Origin of the sequence: Paenibacillus sp. Marseille-P2973 (genome assembly GCF_018101095.1) — a bacterium.
Classification (GTDB): Bacteria; Bacillota; Bacilli; order Paenibacillales; family Paenibacillaceae; genus Fontibacillus; species Fontibacillus vini.
Map to the genome: position 1 here is coordinate 1 of NZ_JAGQEH010000017.1, position 17,327 is coordinate 17,327.

The window sequence follows — 17,327 nt, forward strand, 5'->3', positions numbered from 1 at the left end:
GCCCCCCTCAAGATGAGATTTCCCAACTAGTAAGACCCCTTGAAGACCACGAGGTTGATAGGCCTGAGGTGGAAGTGCAGCAATGTATGGAGCTGACAGGTACTAATCGGTCGAGGGCTTATCCAAATTTCTAATGCAAACTCAAGTTTCGTATCCAGTTTTCAAGGATTAACACCTTGAATTTATGGCTTGGAGAGATACCCAAGTGGCTATAAGGGGACCCTCTGCTAAGGGGTTAGACTGCGTAAGCGGTGCGAGGGTTCGAATCCCTCTCTCTCCGCCATTTGTACAAGCTTAATATTATTAATATGGCGGTGTAGCTCAGCTGGCTAGAGCGTACGGTTCATACCCGTGAGGTCGGGGGTTCGATCCCCTCCGCCGCTACCATATTACCCAGGAGGCTTAGCTCAGCTGGGAGAGCATCTGCCTTACAAGCAGAGGGTCGGGGGTTCGATCCCCTCAGCCTCCACCATTTCATATTTCACAACGTGCCGTTGTAGCTCAATTGGTAGAGCAACTGACTTGTAATCAGTAGGTTGGGGGTTCAAGTCCTCTCGACGGCACCATCTTTACCAAATGCGGAGCCGTGGTGTAGAGGCCTAACATGCCTGCCTGTCACGCAGGAGACCGCGGGTTCGAATCCCGTCGGCTCCGCCATTTTTTACAGAATGTATATTTCCACAATGAAGTGGGAAAGTTACCAACTTAACCGCTTTATTTTTTTGACCAATTTCATATGGCTCGGTAGCTCAGTCGGTAGAGCAGAGGACTGAAAATCCTCGTGTCGGCGGTTCGATTCCGTCCCGAGCCACTTTATGTTCCTTAAGACTACGGTCTTAATGCAGCATAACCCTGGAGGCTTAGTGAAGTGGCTAAACACGGCAGACTGTAAATCTGCTCTCTACGAGTTCGGTGGTTCGAATCCATCAGCCTCCACCATTTCTTTTGAGCCATTAGCTCAGTTGGTAGAGCACCTGACTTTTAATCAGGGTGTCGAAGGTTCGAGTCCTTCATGGCTCATGTCAAAAGTCGTCAACTTCGGTTGGCGGCTTTTTGTGTTTTACTAATATAAATACCGGCTGACAGATCGGCGGCATTATCGTAACCCGGACAGGTTATGCTAAAATAGCATTAATAATCATAATTCATGGAGTGGAAGGGCAACGGGTATGGAAATGAATTCGCTGAAACAACAGGTGGAGGAAATCTCGGGCATTCCTTTAACCGTGATGGAGATGGGGATGACGGAATGGGAGTCATTAGCGGCGAAGGCTGGTGAAGGTGCCCATGGCTCGCATAATGGCTTGATACGGTTGGATAACCGGTATATTTGGTTATGGAAAAGAAAAAGTACGTCGTCGGTACAAATCCTTGAAGCGGATGCGGCAAGCTTAACGGAAGTCGAGGCGAAGCTTATCGGGCTATTGATTGCTGGAACGCACGACACCGGGAAGGCCGCGCCAGCCAAAAAAGATGAGGAGTCCCGGAGCATCGAGCTTGGTGTTTGGATTGAGGAATGTCTGGATCGCGAGGATCTGCATGCCGCGGTACCTGAGAATATGGCCTTGAAATCCCGGTTGCAGACGCCAATGCTGCCTTTTCTCGTAAGTTGGGAGAATCGTGCCGGTCAAGGCGTAGCATTTTCCAAGCTGTACAAATTGCTGAGGAGTTATTTCGGCGGTGACTTGCTGCTGATACCTATAAAAGAGGATTGGATGATTCTAGTAAGCGAAGCCTTACTGACAGATCTGCGGGAAGAGAGCGAAGAAGGAGCTGACAACGAAAGGGATTTGCTCGGTGCCTTGTGCCAAGGACTTTATGAACTGATTTCAAATGAATGGGTTGGGGGAGGCTGTCATTTAGCCGTCCACGAACTGATTTCAGGCGATCATCATATTGCCCGGGCGGCTTTGGCATTAAGGGAAACGTTAAGGATCGGACATCTATTCGACGTGACCGAGCATATTCATTTACCTTGGGAGCTACAATTGGAACGGTTAGTATCCAGTATTCCGGCGGAAGATCGCGAACGTTTCATTAATGAGACGAGCGGACATCAAGGTATCTTTGCGGATGAAGAAATGAGGACAACACTGGAAACCTTCTTTCAAATGGACTGCAATGTAAGCGAGACGGCAAAGCGGCTTTATATTCATCGGAATACGTTGATGTACCGGATCGACAAGATCAAACAGGAAACAGGACTGGATGTCCGGACCTTTCGTGACGCGGTATTAATCAACCTGGAATTACTATTGTACAAAGTGACAAAAAGAGCCTAATGTTTTTTGTGCAGTTTGTGCATAGCGGTTTTCCGCCCGAATAGGTAATATATAAATATGAATTGTATCCGATTTCATTTTTAGATTAATACTCTAAAATTAACTTATTAGGAGGCCAAACCCATGGCAGGCGTACGCTTAGAACACATTTATAAGAAATATGCAGGCGCAGACAAAGCAACTGTAATTGACGTAAATCTTGATATTGCTGATAAAGAATTCCTCGTATTGGTAGGACCTTCCGGTTGCGGTAAGTCGACTACCCTGCGTATGATTGCAGGTCTGGAAGAAATCTCCGAAGGTAAATTGTACATCGGCGACCGCGTCGTGAACGACGTAGCTCCTAAAGACCGCGATATCGCGATGGTATTCCAATCCTACGCTTTGTATCCGCATATGAACGTTTATCAAAACATGGCGTTCGGTTTGAAACTGCGTAAAGTGAAGAAAGAAGAAATCGATCAACGCGTTCGCGAAGCAGCTAAAATTCTCGATATCGAGCATTTGCTTGATCGTAAACCAAAAGCTCTTTCCGGTGGTCAGCGTCAACGGGTAGCCTTGGGCCGCGCTATTGTCCGCGATCCACAAGTCTTCCTCATGGACGAACCACTTTCAAACTTGGATGCTAAACTGCGCGGTCAAATGCGCGCGGAAATCACTAAGCTGGTTAAACGTCTTGAAACTACTTGCATTTACGTAACACATGACCAAACAGAAGCTATGACGATGGGTGACCGGATCGTAGTTATGCAAGACGGTATCATTCAACAAGCTGCTTCTCCTGAAGAGCTGTACAACCAACCGCAAAACATCTTCGTTGCCGGATTTATCGGATCCCCAACGATGAACTTCATCAACGGTACTTTGGTTGAACAAAACGGTGCGGTTTACTTCCAATCCGACTTCGCAAAAGTAGAAGTACCACAAGGTAAAGCTGTAGTTCTGAAGGAAAAAGGATATGTAAACGGTAAAGAAGTTATCATGGGCGTGCGTCCAGAAGATATCCATGAAGAGCCAATCTTCTTGGAAGGATCCCCTAACACGATCTTTACTGCAAACGTAGACGTAACCGAGAACCTGGGTCATGAAATGTTGCTCTACTTGGCAAGCAGTTCTTCCTTGATCGCTCGCGTAGACGGACGTTCCAATACTCGCGAAGGCGACAACGTGAAATTGGCCATCGATATGAACAAAATTCATATCTTCGACAAAGAAACCGAATTGAACGTATTCTTCTCCTAATCGATAAGAATCGACATAAGAACCGCCCTTCGGGGCGGTTTTTTAATTTTACTTTTTGGGGCTGTGATTGATTTACAGCGTAATTTCCTTTACGATGAATACATTGACAGGAATGAAGGATGAAGCGGATTTTTACATATTATCGCAGGCCGGGTCCGCAAGTGGGTAGGATTACCCAGTAAACTTAACGGAAGGCCATTTCGGAAAGGAAGAACACCATGGCTAAAAAAGTAAAAGTATCCGAATTGGTTCACCAATTCGGGCTGGAGGTTGTTTCCGGGGAACAGGGGCTTAAACGGGTTATTACCGTGGATGACTTGTATCGTCCGGGTCTTGAGATGGCTGGTTATTTCGAGTATCACCCGCCTGAGCGCGTGCAAATTCTCGGCAAAACCGAGTTGGCCTTCTATGAGACGCTTCCTTTGGACGAACGGAAAGACCGGATGGAACGCCTATGCAGCAGCGAGGAATTGCCTTGTATAATCGTCACGAGATCTTGGGAAGTTCCGCAAGAATTAATCGATATTAGCTCAGAGAAGAACATCCCCGTATTGCGCAGCAGTATGGCCACGACGATCCTTTCCAGCCGGATCACCAGCTTCCTGGAACGGAAACTGGCTCCAACAGCGACGATCCATGGGGTACTCGTGGATGTTTACGGTGTCGGCATGCTGATTACCGGTACCAGCGGTATCGGGAAAAGCGAAACGGCGCTCGAATTGGTTAAACGCGGCCATCGCCTGATTGCCGATGATGCAGTGGAAATCCGTCAGACGTCGGATAATCAGCTGCACGGCTCGGCACCTGAGTTGATCCGCCATTTGCTCGAGATCCGGGGAGTAGGTATCATCAACGTAATGACCTTGTTCGGAGCCGGTGCGATCCGGAACAACAAGCGGATTACGCTGGTAGTCCGACTGGAAGCATGGCAGCAGGAGAAGCAGTACGACCGCTTGGGTTTGGACGAAGAGACCACGCGGATTATCGACACCGATGTGCCTTTGGTTACGATTCCAGTTCGCCCGGGACGAAACCTGGCGGTAATTATTGAAGTGGCCGCCATGAACTTCCGTCTGAAACGGATGGGATACAATGCCGCCCTGCAATTTACGACGAAGCTGACAGAGACGATTGCTGAAGATATCGACGATTTGGATTAGGAGCGTGAATGATGGGTACCTTGTTATTGAACCCGATCGCTTTTTCGATCGGTAGTCTTGAAGTACATTGGTATGGATTAATCTTAGGCTTCGGAGCTTTGATGGGGCTGGTGTTTGCCATATGGGAAGGGAAACGATTCAAAATTCCACAGGAGTTCTTCATGGACTTGCTGCTATTGGGAGTTCCTTCGGCCATCATCGCGGCACGGATCTACTTTGTAGCCTTTATGTGGGATGATTATAAGAACAACCTGCTCGATATTTTTAAAATATGGAATGGCGGTATCGCTATATATGGTGCCCTCATCGGTGCGATTATTTGTGCGGTCATCTTTACGCGTCGACGGGGTTACAACTTCTGGCGAATCGCCGATATATGCGCACCATCGCTCCTTATTGGCCAATTGATCGGCCGATGGGGCAACTTTGTCAATCAGGAGGCGTATGGCGGTCCGACAACCGAGGGCTTCTTGAGCGACTATTTGCATTTACCTTCATTTATTGTGAATCAAATGAATGTACAGGGTACCTTCCATCACCCAACCTTCTTGTATGAATCTCTATGGAACCTCGTAGGGCTGGTTATCCTGATCATTTTGCGGAGACAGAAGTTTTTGCGGGCAGGGGAATTATTCTTCTCCTATTTCATCTGGTATTCGATCGGTCGCTTCTTTATCGAAGCGCTTAGAACGGACAGCCTGGCTTTCCAAGGCGCAGACTGGCTTGCTTCCTTCGTGAACGGATTGTGGACGCCTATGACTTGGATGGGCTTCGAACAGGGCTATCTGGCTCCGTCTTACGGGAATGTCCGAATATCGCAATTGTTGGCTATTCTTTTCGTAGTTGTAGCTGTAGCCATGATCATCATCCGCCGCAGAACCGTAAGGGATCTGCCGCGGTACTGCGACCCGATTGTTTCAACGCGGGTAAAAGAGGTGGAGAGCCTGACTTCCGCCCCTGTACAGGAGTCCCAGACTGCGCATTCTAATGAGGCATCCGCTGTAAAAGGGGACGAAGTTATCACCGAGGAGACAAAGGAATCAACGGAGAAATAAAGGAGCAACCGCTGCATGATTAACACCGTATTATTTGACCTTGATGGAACTATTATCGATACTAATGAACTGATCATCTCTACGTTCATGCATGTACTGGGCAGTCATTTTCCCCAACAGCCGTATACAAGGGAACAAATCATTCCGCATATGGGAATGACGCTGGAGCAACAGATGCAAACTTTTTCGGGGAGACAGGAAGTCGCCGAGCTGGTTGCAGACTATCGTTCCTACAATGGGCTGCATCATGACGCGATGGTTCGAGAGTTTCCCCGCGTGAATGAAGTCATCAGCACGCTGCATCAACGTGGTATCAAGATGGGCGTCGTAACGACAAAAATCAGACCAACGACCCTTCGGGCACTGGAACTGTTCGGACTCAAGCAATATATGGACACGATCGTGACGGTACAGGATGTGGAGCATCCGAAGCCGCATCCCGAGCCCGTATTAACGGCGGTGAAACAGCTGGGGGCGGATCCGTCCCGAACGCTCATGGTAGGGGACAGTGCGGCGGACATTCAGTCCGCGAAGGCGGCTGGGGTGAAGGCAGCTGGAGTTGCCTGGTCGCTGAAAGGCGCAGAAGTGTTAAGTCAATATGATCCGGATTATATCCTGCAGGACATGACCGATTTATATGGTGTGCTGGGATGGGAGTCAGTGGAAAAGTGAGAAAGGTCAAACGCTATCCGGTCGAGGGCCCAAACGCGTTATGGCAGCTCTATCGGACGGTAAGTCCGTGGAAGGGCGTCAAAAACTTTATTTTTATACAGATCAGCAGGTATTGTCCGGTATTGTCCGTTAAAAATTGGATTTATCGAAGAATCCTTGGCATGAGAGTAGGGGAGCATACGGCCTTTGGCCTGATGGTCATGGTCGATGTATTCTATCCTGAGCTCATCACGATCGGCCGGAACTCGGTCATCGGATATAACACGACCATTCTGGCGCATGAGTATTTGATTAAAGAGTATCGGCTCGGCGAAGTGCGGATTGGCGATGAGGTATTGATCGGCGCCAATTCGACCATTCTGCCTGGAGTCACTATAGGTGATGGGGCTGTAGTGGCCGCCGGCTCGGTAGTGCATAAGGATGTAGCCGCAGGAACCTTCGTCGGGGGAAACCCGCTGCGGGTGCTGGAACGGAAAAACCCGGAGGGAGCCATTAACGGACCCGTTGAGAAGGCGAAGACGTTTGACGGGGAGTAACGGGCAAAGATGTTTTGACTATTAGAAATAAGAGAGGCCTATGCGCATTGCGCATAGGCCTTTTTGAACGTCAGGTAAAAAATGTAGCAACTTACTTTCAGCATCGATTCAGCGCAAATTCAGTTTATGGGAGTAACCTATGAATCGTGGATATTGGTTACTGCGATGACTGGAATAGATAATGTAGTTCCCTAATTTTCCTGAATTAGGTATGATGGGATTAGAATTGGGATTGCGGTTTTAGGACATTTCAATATTTTCACAGCTTCATTTCAGCAGGATATAGGGTAACTAAATGGTATTAACTTACGTCTTGTTACATCGCAGAGGTAGTTAGCATCAGAGAGCCTATGAATACTGGGAGTTGATGACGTGAAGTCGAAGGTCAAGGAAAGATTGCCCCAGCTGGATCTGTTTCGGGCATTCGCCATATTTTGCGTGATTCAAGTGCATGCCTCTTCATTTGCGGCCGGGTGGCAAGCCTTGGATTCGTCCGCTTTTTACTTTTACAATTGGATGAACATCTTTTTTAGAATCGGGACAAGTTCGTTCATCTTTCTGAGCAGTTTCGTTTTGTTCTACAACTATTATGATAAGCCGGTAAGTAAGAGCCTGATCGGTCGGTTCTATAAAAAAAGACTAACCTACATTATCCTGCCTTATTTGCTCGTATCCTTCTGTTATTTTCTTGTGGCAGTCTGGATCCAAAGGGATTTCCTCGATCATTCGGTCACGGAACTGCTTCAACTGCTGGGGATCAAGCTATTGACGGGCAGTGCATATACACATTTATATTTTATTTTTATTAACATTCAATTTTACATTCTGTTTCCGCTGCTGCTTTGGTTAATTCAGTCTCTGGGCAAGAGCAGGGTAGCTGTCGCATGGGTTCTTCCCGCAGGACTGGCGATTCAATGGGCCTTTTTCTTCTGGAATAAATATCAGTTGGAGCTTCCCAACAAAGGGAGTTATGCTCCTTCGTATATGTCCTTTTACATGCTGGGTGCCGTGCTGGCGATTTACTTCGATAAAATCAAAGGTTGGCTGACCACGGGGTGGAAACAAGCTACCAGGCTTCAAAAGGTATTCACCTTATCGCTTTGGGGGAGCTGGCTGATCATGGCGTTTGTCGACGTGCAGCTGTACTATGGATTCCGAAAAAAACTATATTTGCCGGATACGACTACGTTTGAGCTTGTATGGAACATCCATTTGCTGCTCTCTGCGGTCGTACTGTTAAAAGGAGCCTTTCTGCTTTACCGTAAGGGCTCGGCTTTCTGGGTGAAGGCGATGACCCGCTTGGGCCAGCTATCCTTCGCCATCTATCTGTTCCATCCGTTTGTCCTGCTGATCTACCGAAAATTCCGCAATCGTTTGGCGGGAGAGGATTTTTCGCTGGCTTATTTTTTCTTTATCATCGGCGGTTCGGTTTGCGCCTTGGTTCTGTCATGGGTGTTTGTGCAGTTCTGTTTCAAACGGCTTCCCTTCGCTTCCTGGTTCCTTGGAAATGTGCCGGATTCATTAAAGAAGAAGAAAAAGAAGATGTTGCCGGGGCAAGAAGACCACGGTTCCACCCCTACTGTAAATGTAAATATGTAAGGAGCGAAGCCGGCTTGAGAACAAGCCGGTTTTTGTGTGCGAGAAAAAGAATCGGACCGGCCATGACATTCTATAATTTTCCTAATATACTAGGAGTACAGTTCGTTCCGGCACCGCCGGGACAAGCCTAAGCAGGCGTTGACGGTTCTGGAGCAAGTATGATAAGATATGCCATATTCTTTAATTTGGTAGTATGGTAGCACTTTAATATAATAAAGAAAACTTCGAGATGAAAAAGTAACTCTATGTGGTGAGGTGAGCGTTTTGTCGAAACCGAAGGGCTTTGAAAAACCAGCCGGCGTTCGCGATTATCTGCCGTATGCGGCCGAGAAGCTGCGGGCGATCGAGCGCAGCGTGCTGGATTGCATGTCCGGCTGGGGCTATCGTCAAATCCTGACGCCGACGATGGAATATTACGATACGGTAGGCATGGCCAGCTCGACGTCGGACCGTAAGTTGTTTAAACTGCTCAACAATCGGGGAACTACGATGGTTCTCCGTTCGGATATGACGGCCCCGATCGCTCGGGTCGTTGCATCGATGCTGAAGGAGGAGCCTCTTCCGCTGCGGTTGTCTTATCACGCTAACGTGTTTCGCGCGATTGAAGAGGAAGCGGGCAAAGAGGCCGAGTTTTTTCAAACCGGCGTAGAGCTTGTTGGTGACGACTCCCCGGAGGCGGATGCGGAAGTGGTGGCCCTTGCGGTAGCTTCCCTGAAAGCGGCCGGAGTTACGTCCTTCAAGATTGCGCTGGGTCATGTCGGATTCCTGAACGGGCTGCTGGAAGACGCGGTACCCGGGCAGGAGGAGATCCGGGAAACGCTGAAGGAAGGGCTGCTTCACCGGGACTATGTTGGTTACCGCGAGACTTTGGCGGGCCTGTCTTTGTCGGAGGAGCAGCGCGAAGAGCTGGAGGGCATCCTTCGGCTGCGCGGCGGGAAAGAGATTTGCCGCCAGGCGCTCGAGCTCAGCGGGAATCCACTGGCGCAGCATGCGGTTCAGCATCTGAGCGAGGTCTGGGACACGTTGGAGGATTACGGCGTGGCACAGCACGTTATGATCGATCTGACGATGATCGGCGACTTCTCGTACTATACGGGCATGACGTTCGAAGGTTATGCTGCGGAGCTGGGTTTCCCGGTATGCAGCGGCGGACGCTACGACAACCTGCTGCAGCAGTTTGGGCGTCCGGCACCGGCAACGGGCTTCTCGCTTAAGACCAACCGGATTCTTGACGGGGTGGACGGAATTAAGCCGGAGCGGGAGCTGCCGGTGCTGATGCAGTATGATGCGGCGAACCGCAAGCTGGCGTTTGACGAAGCCGCGCAGCTGCGCGGTGAAGGACGCAGCGTAGTGATGCGCCATGTAGAAGGGCCGGAGAATGTACTGAGCGACACGATTGCCAGGGAAGTCCGGACGGGGCCGCTGGGCCCGGCATACGGCGAGATCCGGACTTATACGAGCTTTTAGGGAGGACGGAAAGATGTAGATCATCTTTGCGATGAAGCTGTCTTCTCCGCAGCAAATTAACTGGAAAAACTACAGTTAATTTGCTGGACACCAGCAGTTAAGGATAAATAACTGGAAAAAATGCAGTTATTTCATGGATTCTCGAGAGTTTGATCGGTTATTTGGGGTATTAACTGTAGATTTTCCATCTAATCGTTAAAATTGGCTGCTTAGAGAGAATTTAGCTGCAGATTTTCCAGTTAATTGTGATGGGGACCAATAGTTGAGAGTAGTAGCCCGCCTACAATGGAGTGTTGGTTGGAATAGCTGATGCTAGTGAGGCAAATGAGGCGAATGGACATTAATTGTAATACTGTGGTCGAAAGGAGGCTGATCTGTCTTGGGCGAAATTATAAAGGTTGCTATGCCTAAAGGGCGTATTTATAAAAAAGCGTCGGCCTTGTTCCGCGAGGCGGGGATTCAAATTCCGACGGATGTGGATGAATCCCGAAAACTGGTCATTCCGCTGCCGGAGATCGGTATGGAGTTCATTCTGGCTAAGCCGGTCGACGTGCCTACATATGTGGAATACGGCGTGGCTGACATCGGGATCGTCGGCAAAGACGTGCTGATGGAAGAGAATCGGGACGTGTACGAACTGCTGGACCTCGGGATCGCCCGTTGCCGGATGTCTGTCATTGCGCTGCCGGATTGGAAGCCGGGGATTCACCAGCGTGTGGCGACGAAGTATCCGAATGTCGCATCGCAGTATTTTCGCGAGCATGGGCAGCAGGTGGAGGTCATTAAGCTGAACGGCTCCATCGAGCTGGCGCCGCTGATCGGTCTGGCGGACCGGATCGTCGATATGGTCGAAACGGGTCAGACGCTTCGTGAGAATGGATTGGTGGAGCTCGAAAGTATATTTGAAATTACAAGCCGGCTGGTGGCCAACCGTGTCAGCTATCGGATGAAAAATGCGGAGATTCAAGCGGTATGCGATGCACTCGAAAAGGCCATTGCAGCGAAAAGCGAAGTGTAAGTAGGGGAGTTTGCCGCTCAGGCGCAAACAGGAAACTTAAACAAGATACAAGTAAAGAAGATGTAAGGAAGTTTGAAGATAAGGAATGACGGAAGCCGGGGAGGGCTGCGGGATGAAAATCGTAAAGGCACAGGAATTTGATCTGCGGCGGGAGGTCGAATACGGATCGGCGGAGCAAAATGAAGCGGTCCGGACCATCGTCATGGATGTGAAAAATGAAGGAGATGCCGCTCTGCTGCGGTATACGGAGAAGTTCGACGGAGTGAAGCTGGAAACGGCCGGACTGCGGGTGACGCAGGAGGAGCTGCAGGCGGCGTACAGCCAGGTGGAGCCATCGTTTGTCGAGGCTATTTCGGCGGCCGCGGCGAATATACGATCTTTTCATACGAGACAGAAGCGTAACTCCTGGATGGATTTGCAGCCGGACGGCACTCTGCTCGGTCAAATCATCCGCCCGCTCAAGCGGGTGGGCGTGTATGTGCCGGGCGGCAAAGCATCGTACCCTTCCTCGGTGCTGATGAACGTCATTCCGGCACAAGTTGCCGGCGTGCCGGAGATCGTGATGGTCACGCCGCCGGCCACCGGCGGGAAAGCGGGTATCGACCCGTATATCCTCGTCGCGGCGGCAGAAGCCGGTGTGCACGAAATTTACCGGGTCGGGGGGGCTCAGGCCATAGCGGCGCTGGCCTATGGCACGGACACGATTGCGCCGGTCGATAAGATCTGCGGACCGGGCAACATTTACGTCGCGCTGGCGAAGCGCGAGGTGTACGGCGTGGTCGACATCGACAGCATCGCCGGGCCGAGCGAGATCGCCGTGCTGGCGGACGACAGCGCCGATCCGGCCTACGTGGCGGCGGACCTGCTGTCGCAGGCCGAGCATGACGAGATGGCCTCAGCGATCCTCGTGACGTCGTCCGAGGCTTTTGCCAAGGCATGTCAGGCGGAGGTGGAGCGCCAACTGGCGGAGCTGCCGCGCCGGGACATCGCCGGAGCGTCGGTTCGAGATTATGGCGCAGTCATTCTCGTCGATTCCGTGGTTGAGGGAATCGACGTTATCAATAAGCTGGCGCCGGAGCATTTTGAGCTCATCGTAGAGGAGCCGATGGCTTATCTCGGCTTGATCGAAAACGCCGGGGCTATATTCCTTGGTCCATACAGCTCGGAGCCGGTGGGCGATTATTTTGCCGGACCGAACCATATTATTCCGACCAACGGCACGGCGCGGTTCTCGTCGCCGGTCGATGTGGACGATTTTATTAAAAAATCGAGTCTGATTTACTATAGCAAGGAAGCGCTGCTGCAAAACGGCGCGACGATCATTGAGCTGGCGCGTCGGGAAGGCCTGGAAGGTCATGCCCGGGCGATTGAGATCCGGCTGCTTAAAGAAGGAAAGGCGGGGGCGAACAATGACAACCAATAATTCTGAAACGCGGGAACGCCGCGCGGAGATCAGCCGCAAAACGAATGAGACGGACATCAAGCTGCAATTTGCGGTCGATGGCACCGGTCAATCGGAGCTGGAGACGGATGTTCCGTTTTTGAACCATATGCTGGATTTATTTACGAAGCACGGGCATTTTGATCTCTCGGTGCAGGCGCACGGGGATATCGATATCGATGATCATCACACGGTTGAGGATATCGGCATCTGCTTGGGGCAATGTCTCCGTGAGGCGCTCGGCGACAAGCGGGGCATCAAGCGTTACGCCAGCGTATTCATCCCGATGGATGAGGCGCTTGCGCAGGTCGTTATCGACGTCAGCAACCGGCCGCATTTTGAATACCGTGCAGAGTATCCATCCGACCGGGTCGGCAGCTTCGACGTTCAACTCGTACACGAGTTCCTTTGGAAGCTGGCACTGGAGGCACGGATCACGCTGCACGTGATCGTGCATTACGGCCAGAATACGCACCATATGATCGAGGCCGTGTTCAAGGCGCTCGGCCGTGCTATCGATGAGGCGACGAGCCTGGATCCTCGCGTGACGGGCGTGCCGTCGACGAAGGGAGTGCTGTAGGTGACGATTGCAATTGTCGACTACGGCATGGGGAATTTGCACAGCGTCAGCAAGGCTGTCGAGCGGCTCGGCTACGAGGGGCTCGTCACTGGTGACGCTGACGCGATCTTGGGCGCCGACGGCGTGCTGCTGCCCGGCGTAGGCGCCTTCGGCGACGCGATGGAGCATCTCCGCGCGTCGGGGCTGGACGCCGTGGTGCGTCAGGCGGCCGCGGCGGGAATGCCGCTGCTCGGCATTTGCCTCGGCATGCAGTTGCTCTTCAGCGAGAGCGAAGAGCATGGGCGGAACGAGGGGCTCGGCATTTTGCCGGGCAAGGCGGTGCGCTTTGCAGGAGGCAGCGCGGTAAGCGGCAGTGCCGATGCGGGCACCAGCGCTAGCGGCGATCATGGCGCCGCAGCGAGTGCCGGTGGCCCCATGGGCGGCCTGAAGGTGCCGCATATGGGCTGGAACCGGCTGGCGTTCCTGCAGCCGGATAGCCCGCTCCTGGCGGGCCTTGAGGAAGGACATGTATACTTCGTCCATTCCTATCACGTGCTGCCGGAGCGCCGGGAAGATCTGCTGGCCGTTACGGACTACGGCCATCCGGTTACGGCCATCGTGGGCCGCGGGAACGTATATGGCATGCAGTTCCATCCGGAAAAGAGCGGCGAGCTCGGCATGGCGCTGCTTCGCAACTTCCTGTCGCTGGCAGAGCGTAAATAGGTATAGGTAACTACTACTTAAGCAAAGGGCAAGTAGCGGAGGGTGGATCCCCTTGTTGGAGAATATCCAACGAAAAGGGTCCAAGAAGGCAGAGCGGGCTGATTCATTGGAGATTATCCAATGAGATGACCGAAATGTACCCGAATCGGGCTCGACAAGGCCAAAATGATTGGAGAATATCCAACCAGGCCCCCAGCGTTGAGTGTTTCAACGCCATTTCGTTGGAATTTTTCCAATGAAGGGAACTCCGCGACAAACTTTATATATAAAAGAACGGGAGGAAGAAACATGTCTTCATTCGTGATATACCCGGCGATCGACATCCGGGGAGGAAAATGTGTACGGCTTGTCCAGGGGGACTACGCCCGTGAGACGGTATACAATGAGAATCCGGTGGAAGTCGCCCGCTCTTGGGAAGCACAAGGGGGAAGCTTCATCCATCTGGTCGATTTGGACGGAGCCAAAGCCGGGCACCCGGTGAACGATGCGCTCATCGGCGAGATCGCCCGCAGCGTGCAGGTGCCGGTGCAAGTCGGCGGCGGCCTGCGGACGCTGGCCGATGTTGAGCGGCTGCTTGGCCTCGGCGTCAGCCGGGTCATTATCGGCACCGCGGCGATTGAAGACCGCGCTTTTACAGAGGCTGTGCTCGGTACCTACGGCGACAAAGTCGCCATCGGCATTGATGCGCGTAACGGATACGTGGCGACGCGCGGCTGGCTGGAGACCTCCGAGGTCCAAGCGGAAGTCTTGGCCAAAGAGCTTGCCTCCAAAGGGGCGGAGACGTTTATTTTCACCGATATCTCCCGGGACGGGATGATGCAAGGACCGAACGTGGAAGCCATTCGTTCGCTCGCTCAGGCTTCGGGGCGCAAGGTGATTGCCTCCGGCGGAGTAACGGTGCAGGACGATCTCCTTAAGCTGGCAGCTTACGCCGATCAAGGCATCGGCGGGGCCATTGTCGGCAAGGCGCTTTACACCGGCAATATTGAACTAGCGGCGGCGCTCGAAGCCATTTCATCGGCAGTGAAATAGAGAAGGGGAGTTGAGAGGACGATGCTGGCAAAACGAATCATTCCATGCCTGGACGTGAAGGACGGCAGGGTTGTGAAAGGCGTCAATTTCGTTAATCTCCGCGATGCCGGAGACCCGGTCGAATTGGCCGCGCTGTATGATCGCGAAGGGGCGGACGAGATTGTATTCCTCGATATTTCGGCTTCGAATGAAGGCCGGGCTACGATGATCGAAGTCGTCCGGCAGACTGCCGGAGAAATTGCGATTCCCTTCACGGTCGGAGGCGGGATCTCGCAAGTCGACGATATGAAACGCATTTTGCGGGCCGGGGCCGACAAAATCGGCATCAACACGGCGGCCGTCCTGAACCCTCAGCTGATCTCCGACGGAGCGCGCCGTTTTGGCTCCCAATGCATCGTTGTGGCGGTGGATGCCAAGTTCAATCCGGCGTGGGGGGAATGGGAGGTCTATACGCATGGCGGTCGCAAGGCATCCGGAATTAAAGCTCTGGATTGGGTCAAAGAAGCCGAGTCGCGGGGTGCGGGCGAGATTTTGCTGACGAGCATGGATGCCGATGGCACCAAGGACGGATTCGATCTGCCGCTTACGAGTGCGGTAAGCCGCTCGATAGGGATTCCGGTCATCGCTTCCGGAGGCGCTGGCAAGGCGGATGATTTTTATGAAGTATTCACGGAAGGACAGGCGGACGCTGCGCTGGCGGCGACGATTTTTCATTATAAAGAAATAGCAGTACCGGATTTAAAGAAGGACCTGAAGTCCAGAGGGGTGGAAATACGATGACACAAAACCAATCGCTGCAGCTTTCCCTGCCGCTGGAGGCGCTTGTGCAGGAGATCAAATGGGATGCGCACGGACTGGTTCCGGCCATCGTTCAGGATGCGTCCAGCAAAGAAGTGCTAATGCTCGCCTACATGAACCGGGAATCTTTAGGCAAATCGGTGGAAACCGGCCAAACCTGGTTCTGGAGCCGATCCCGTTCCGAATTGTGGAATAAGGGCGCGACATCGGGCAACACCCAGCAAATTCGTGCGCTCCGCTATGATTGCGATGGGGATACGCTACTTTTGGAAGTGGACCGTCAAGGACCGGCCTGCCATACCGGGGAGGACACTTGCTTCTTCCGCACGGCGGCCGTTGGGGCAGGCGACGCAGTACCCGGAGCATCTACCGGTTGGACTGAATTCGTTCCCGAAAATCAGGTTTTGCAAAGCACGGATCTTGGCAGCCGATTTGCGGTCCTGGACGAATTGGAGCGTCTGATCGCCGAACGTTACGCAGAACGCCCGGAAGGCGCGTATACCACGTATTTGTTCGATAAAGGTATCGATAAAATTTTGAAAAAAGTAGGCGAGGAGACCGCCGAATCCATCATCGCCGCCAAGAATGGGGATAACGACGAGCTGCGATACGAGGTTAGCGACTTGATCTATCATCTGTTGGTGCTGCTGCGCGAGCGCAACTTGCCGCTCGATGACATCATGCGCGAACTGGAGCGGCGTCATGAACGGCCGCGCCGCGACTAAGGCGGGGTGATCCAGGATGCTGATCGATTATCATACCCATCACGCCCGTTGCGGGCATGCCGTTGGTTCGTTGGAACAGTACGTACAGCGCGGTATTGAGATCGGTTTGACCCAAATCGGGCTGTCCGATCATATGCCGCTGCTGCATGTCGATCCGGCAACCTATTATCCGGAAATGGCCATGCCGATGGAAGAATTGCCGCGTTATGTGGAAGAGGCGTTTGCCCTCAAGGAAAAGTACCGCGGTCATATCGACGTCCGGGTAGGCTTAGAGGGGGATTACATCGAAGGCTGGGAAGAGCAGATCAGTTCCATTATCCGGAAGTATCCTTGGGATTATGTGATTGGATCGGTTCATTTTCTCGGCGAGTGGGATATTTCGGACTTCCGGCAGGTGCATAACTGGGAGGGCCAGGACGTGTTTGCCGTGTATGAACGGTATTATGATGCGGTTGCCAAGGCGGCACGGACCGGGTTGTACGACATCATGGGCCACCTCGATGTAATTAAGCGCTTCGGAAACCGGCCGGACCCGGCGAGAGAAGAGGAAACCATCGAATTGGAGCGGCAAGCGCTGAGCGCGGTCAAAGCGGCCGGCGTAGCGATGGAGCTGAACGCTTCCGGGCTGTCCAAGCCTGTGGCGGAAATGTTCCCGAGCCGCCGGATTCTGGAGACTGCCGTACAGATGGGCATTCCGCTTACGGTTGGTTCGGACGCGCATGATCCGCTCAAGTTGAGCGAGCATCTGGACAAGGCGCGGGCGTTGTTGTACGAGCTCGGTGTGCGCGAATTGGCCACGTTCGAGGGACGGCGGAGAACGATGATTCCGCTTCTTTTAACGAAATAAAGGTTACTGAGTAAATCTTAAGACGGTCTTGGGACCGTCTTTTTTGTTTTGGTCGTCTCACATTCAATATCCATCCGATTCGACAATTCTCTCCCTTTCCTTTTGCTGGTGGAAATTCCTCTGGAATGTGCAATTTTCCGTAAGTATTTCCCGTGGGAGGACAGCTTTCAC

Annotated in this window: 16 protein-coding genes, 8 tRNA genes and 1 rRNA gene; all 25 read left to right on the top strand. The window is 52.3% G+C overall.

Features of this window, described 5'->3' with window-relative positions; all coding sequences use genetic code 11:
• Nucleotides 1–126 (top strand): 23S ribosomal RNA (locus KB559_RS21785); the annotation flags it as partial.
• 65 nt (nt 127–191) lie between these two features.
• Nucleotides 192–283 (top strand) — tRNA-Ser (locus KB559_RS21790).
• Between the two features lie 27 nt (nt 284–310).
• Nucleotides 311–387, top strand: a tRNA-Met gene (locus KB559_RS21795).
• A gap of 9 nt (nt 388–396) precedes the next feature.
• A tRNA-Val gene (locus KB559_RS21800) sits at nt 397–472 on the top strand.
• 18 nt (nt 473–490) lie between these two features.
• A tRNA-Thr gene (locus KB559_RS21805) sits at nt 491–566 on the top strand.
• A gap of 14 nt (nt 567–580) precedes the next feature.
• Nucleotides 581–657 (top strand) — tRNA-Asp (locus tag KB559_RS21810).
• 81 nt (nt 658–738) lie between these two features.
• Nucleotides 739–811 (top strand) — tRNA-Phe (locus tag KB559_RS21815).
• A 43-nt stretch (nt 812–854) separates the two neighbouring features.
• A tRNA-Tyr gene (locus KB559_RS21820) sits at nt 855–939 on the top strand.
• 8 nt (nt 940–947) lie between these two features.
• Nucleotides 948–1,020: transfer RNA gene (locus KB559_RS21825), tRNA-Lys, on the top strand.
• Nucleotides 1,021–1,175: 155 nt separating this feature from the next.
• Nucleotides 1,176–2,282 carry a PucR family transcriptional regulator gene (locus KB559_RS21830; RefSeq protein ID WP_247682026.1) on the top strand — a complete coding sequence of 369 codons (1,107 nt, stop codon included), beginning with the start codon at nt 1,176–1,178 and terminating at the stop codon, nt 2,280–2,282.
• Nucleotides 2,283–2,405: 123 nt separating this feature from the next.
• Nucleotides 2,406–3,524: an ABC transporter ATP-binding protein gene (locus KB559_RS21835; RefSeq protein WP_211025086.1), complete on the top strand. Its 1,119-nt coding sequence runs from the start codon at nt 2,406–2,408 to the stop codon at nt 3,522–3,524.
• A gap of 218 nt (nt 3,525–3,742) precedes the next feature.
• Nucleotides 3,743–4,684: an HPr(Ser) kinase/phosphatase gene (hprK, locus tag KB559_RS21840; protein WP_211025088.1), complete on the top strand. Its 942-nt coding sequence runs from the start codon at nt 3,743–3,745 to the stop codon at nt 4,682–4,684.
• A gap of 11 nt (nt 4,685–4,695) precedes the next feature.
• Nucleotides 4,696–5,739, top strand: a complete 1,044-nt coding sequence (gene lgt, locus KB559_RS21845; protein WP_211025090.1) for a prolipoprotein diacylglyceryl transferase — start codon at nt 4,696–4,698, stop codon at nt 5,737–5,739.
• A gap of 15 nt (nt 5,740–5,754) precedes the next feature.
• Nucleotides 5,755–6,411, top strand: a complete 657-nt coding sequence (gene ppaX, locus KB559_RS21850; protein WP_211025092.1) for a pyrophosphatase PpaX — start codon at nt 5,755–5,757, stop codon at nt 6,409–6,411.
• Nucleotides 6,408–6,947, top strand: coding sequence for an acyltransferase (locus KB559_RS21855; RefSeq protein ID WP_211025094.1), 540 nt, complete (start codon nt 6,408–6,410; stop codon nt 6,945–6,947). The genes ppaX and KB559_RS21855 overlap by 4 nt, the downstream gene beginning before the upstream one ends.
• Before the next feature lie 372 nt (nt 6,948–7,319).
• Complete coding sequence (locus KB559_RS21860) at nt 7,320–8,546, top strand: acyltransferase (RefSeq protein ID WP_211025096.1); 1,227 nt, start codon at nt 7,320–7,322, stop codon at nt 8,544–8,546.
• 264 nt (nt 8,547–8,810) lie between these two features.
• A complete protein-coding gene (locus tag KB559_RS21865) occupies nt 8,811–10,013 on the top strand; it encodes an ATP phosphoribosyltransferase regulatory subunit (RefSeq protein WP_211025098.1) in 1,203 nt (400 codons plus the stop codon).
• 379 nt (nt 10,014–10,392) lie between these two features.
• Nucleotides 10,393–11,031 carry an ATP phosphoribosyltransferase gene (gene hisG / locus KB559_RS21870; RefSeq protein WP_211025100.1) on the top strand — a complete coding sequence of 213 codons (639 nt, stop codon included), beginning with the start codon at nt 10,393–10,395 and terminating at the stop codon, nt 11,029–11,031.
• A gap of 112 nt (nt 11,032–11,143) precedes the next feature.
• Entirely contained in the window at nt 11,144–12,454 is a 1,311-nt protein-coding gene (gene hisD, locus KB559_RS21875) for a histidinol dehydrogenase (protein WP_211025101.1), read from the top strand.
• Nucleotides 12,441–13,052: an imidazoleglycerol-phosphate dehydratase HisB gene (gene hisB / locus KB559_RS21880; RefSeq protein ID WP_211025103.1), complete on the top strand. Its 612-nt coding sequence runs from the start codon at nt 12,441–12,443 to the stop codon at nt 13,050–13,052. The genes hisD and hisB overlap by 14 nt, the downstream gene beginning before the upstream one ends.
• Nucleotides 13,053–13,754: an imidazole glycerol phosphate synthase subunit HisH gene (hisH, locus tag KB559_RS21885; protein ID WP_211025105.1), complete on the top strand. Its 702-nt coding sequence runs from the start codon at nt 13,053–13,055 to the stop codon at nt 13,752–13,754.
• Between the two features lie 288 nt (nt 13,755–14,042).
• On the top strand, nt 14,043–14,786 hold the full coding sequence (hisA, locus tag KB559_RS21890; RefSeq protein WP_211025107.1) for a 1-(5-phosphoribosyl)-5-[(5-phosphoribosylamino)methylideneamino]imidazole-4-carboxamide isomerase: 744 nt from the start codon (nt 14,043–14,045) through the stop codon (nt 14,784–14,786).
• Nucleotides 14,787–14,807: 21 nt separating this feature from the next.
• On the top strand, nt 14,808–15,566 hold the full coding sequence (hisF, locus tag KB559_RS21895) for an imidazole glycerol phosphate synthase subunit HisF (RefSeq protein WP_211025109.1): 759 nt from the start codon (nt 14,808–14,810) through the stop codon (nt 15,564–15,566).
• Nucleotides 15,563–16,309: a bifunctional phosphoribosyl-AMP cyclohydrolase/phosphoribosyl-ATP diphosphatase HisIE gene (gene hisIE / locus KB559_RS21900; RefSeq protein WP_211025111.1), complete on the top strand. Its 747-nt coding sequence runs from the start codon at nt 15,563–15,565 to the stop codon at nt 16,307–16,309. Before hisF ends, hisIE begins: the two co-directional genes overlap by 4 nt.
• A 16-nt stretch (nt 16,310–16,325) precedes the next feature.
• The gene (hisJ, locus tag KB559_RS21905) at nt 16,326–17,156 is read left to right on the top strand and encodes a histidinol-phosphatase HisJ (protein WP_211025113.1); all 831 of its coding nucleotides are present in this window, start codon (nt 16,326–16,328) and stop codon (nt 17,154–17,156) included.
• Nucleotides 17,157–17,327: the final 171 nt, after the last annotated feature.

Excerpts from the sequence above, each read along its gene's own strand:
- KB559_RS21830 (WP_247682026.1), top strand. The coding sequence starts at position 1,176 with ATGAATTCGCTGAAACAACAGGTGGAGGAAATCTCGGGCATTCCTTTA.
- KB559_RS21835 (WP_211025086.1), top strand. The coding sequence starts at position 2,406 with ATGGCAGGCGTACGCTTAGAACACATTTATAAGAAATATGCAGGCGCA.
- hprK (WP_211025088.1), top strand. The coding sequence starts at position 3,743 with ATGGCTAAAAAAGTAAAAGTATCCGAATTGGTTCACCAATTCGGGCTG.
- lgt (WP_211025090.1), top strand. The coding sequence starts at position 4,696 with ATGGGTACCTTGTTATTGAACCCGATCGCTTTTTCGATCGGTAGTCTT.
- ppaX (WP_211025092.1), top strand. The coding sequence starts at position 5,755 with ATGATTAACACCGTATTATTTGACCTTGATGGAACTATTATCGATACT.
- hisD (WP_211025101.1), top strand. The coding sequence starts at position 11,144 with ATGAAAATCGTAAAGGCACAGGAATTTGATCTGCGGCGGGAGGTCGAA.
- hisB (WP_211025103.1), top strand. The coding sequence starts at position 12,441 with ATGACAACCAATAATTCTGAAACGCGGGAACGCCGCGCGGAGATCAGC.
- hisA (WP_211025107.1), top strand. The coding sequence starts at position 14,043 with ATGTCTTCATTCGTGATATACCCGGCGATCGACATCCGGGGAGGAAAA.
- hisF (WP_211025109.1), top strand. The coding sequence starts at position 14,808 with ATGCTGGCAAAACGAATCATTCCATGCCTGGACGTGAAGGACGGCAGG.
- hisIE (WP_211025111.1), top strand. The coding sequence starts at position 15,563 with ATGACACAAAACCAATCGCTGCAGCTTTCCCTGCCGCTGGAGGCGCTT.
- hisJ (WP_211025113.1), top strand. The coding sequence starts at position 16,326 with ATGCTGATCGATTATCATACCCATCACGCCCGTTGCGGGCATGCCGTT.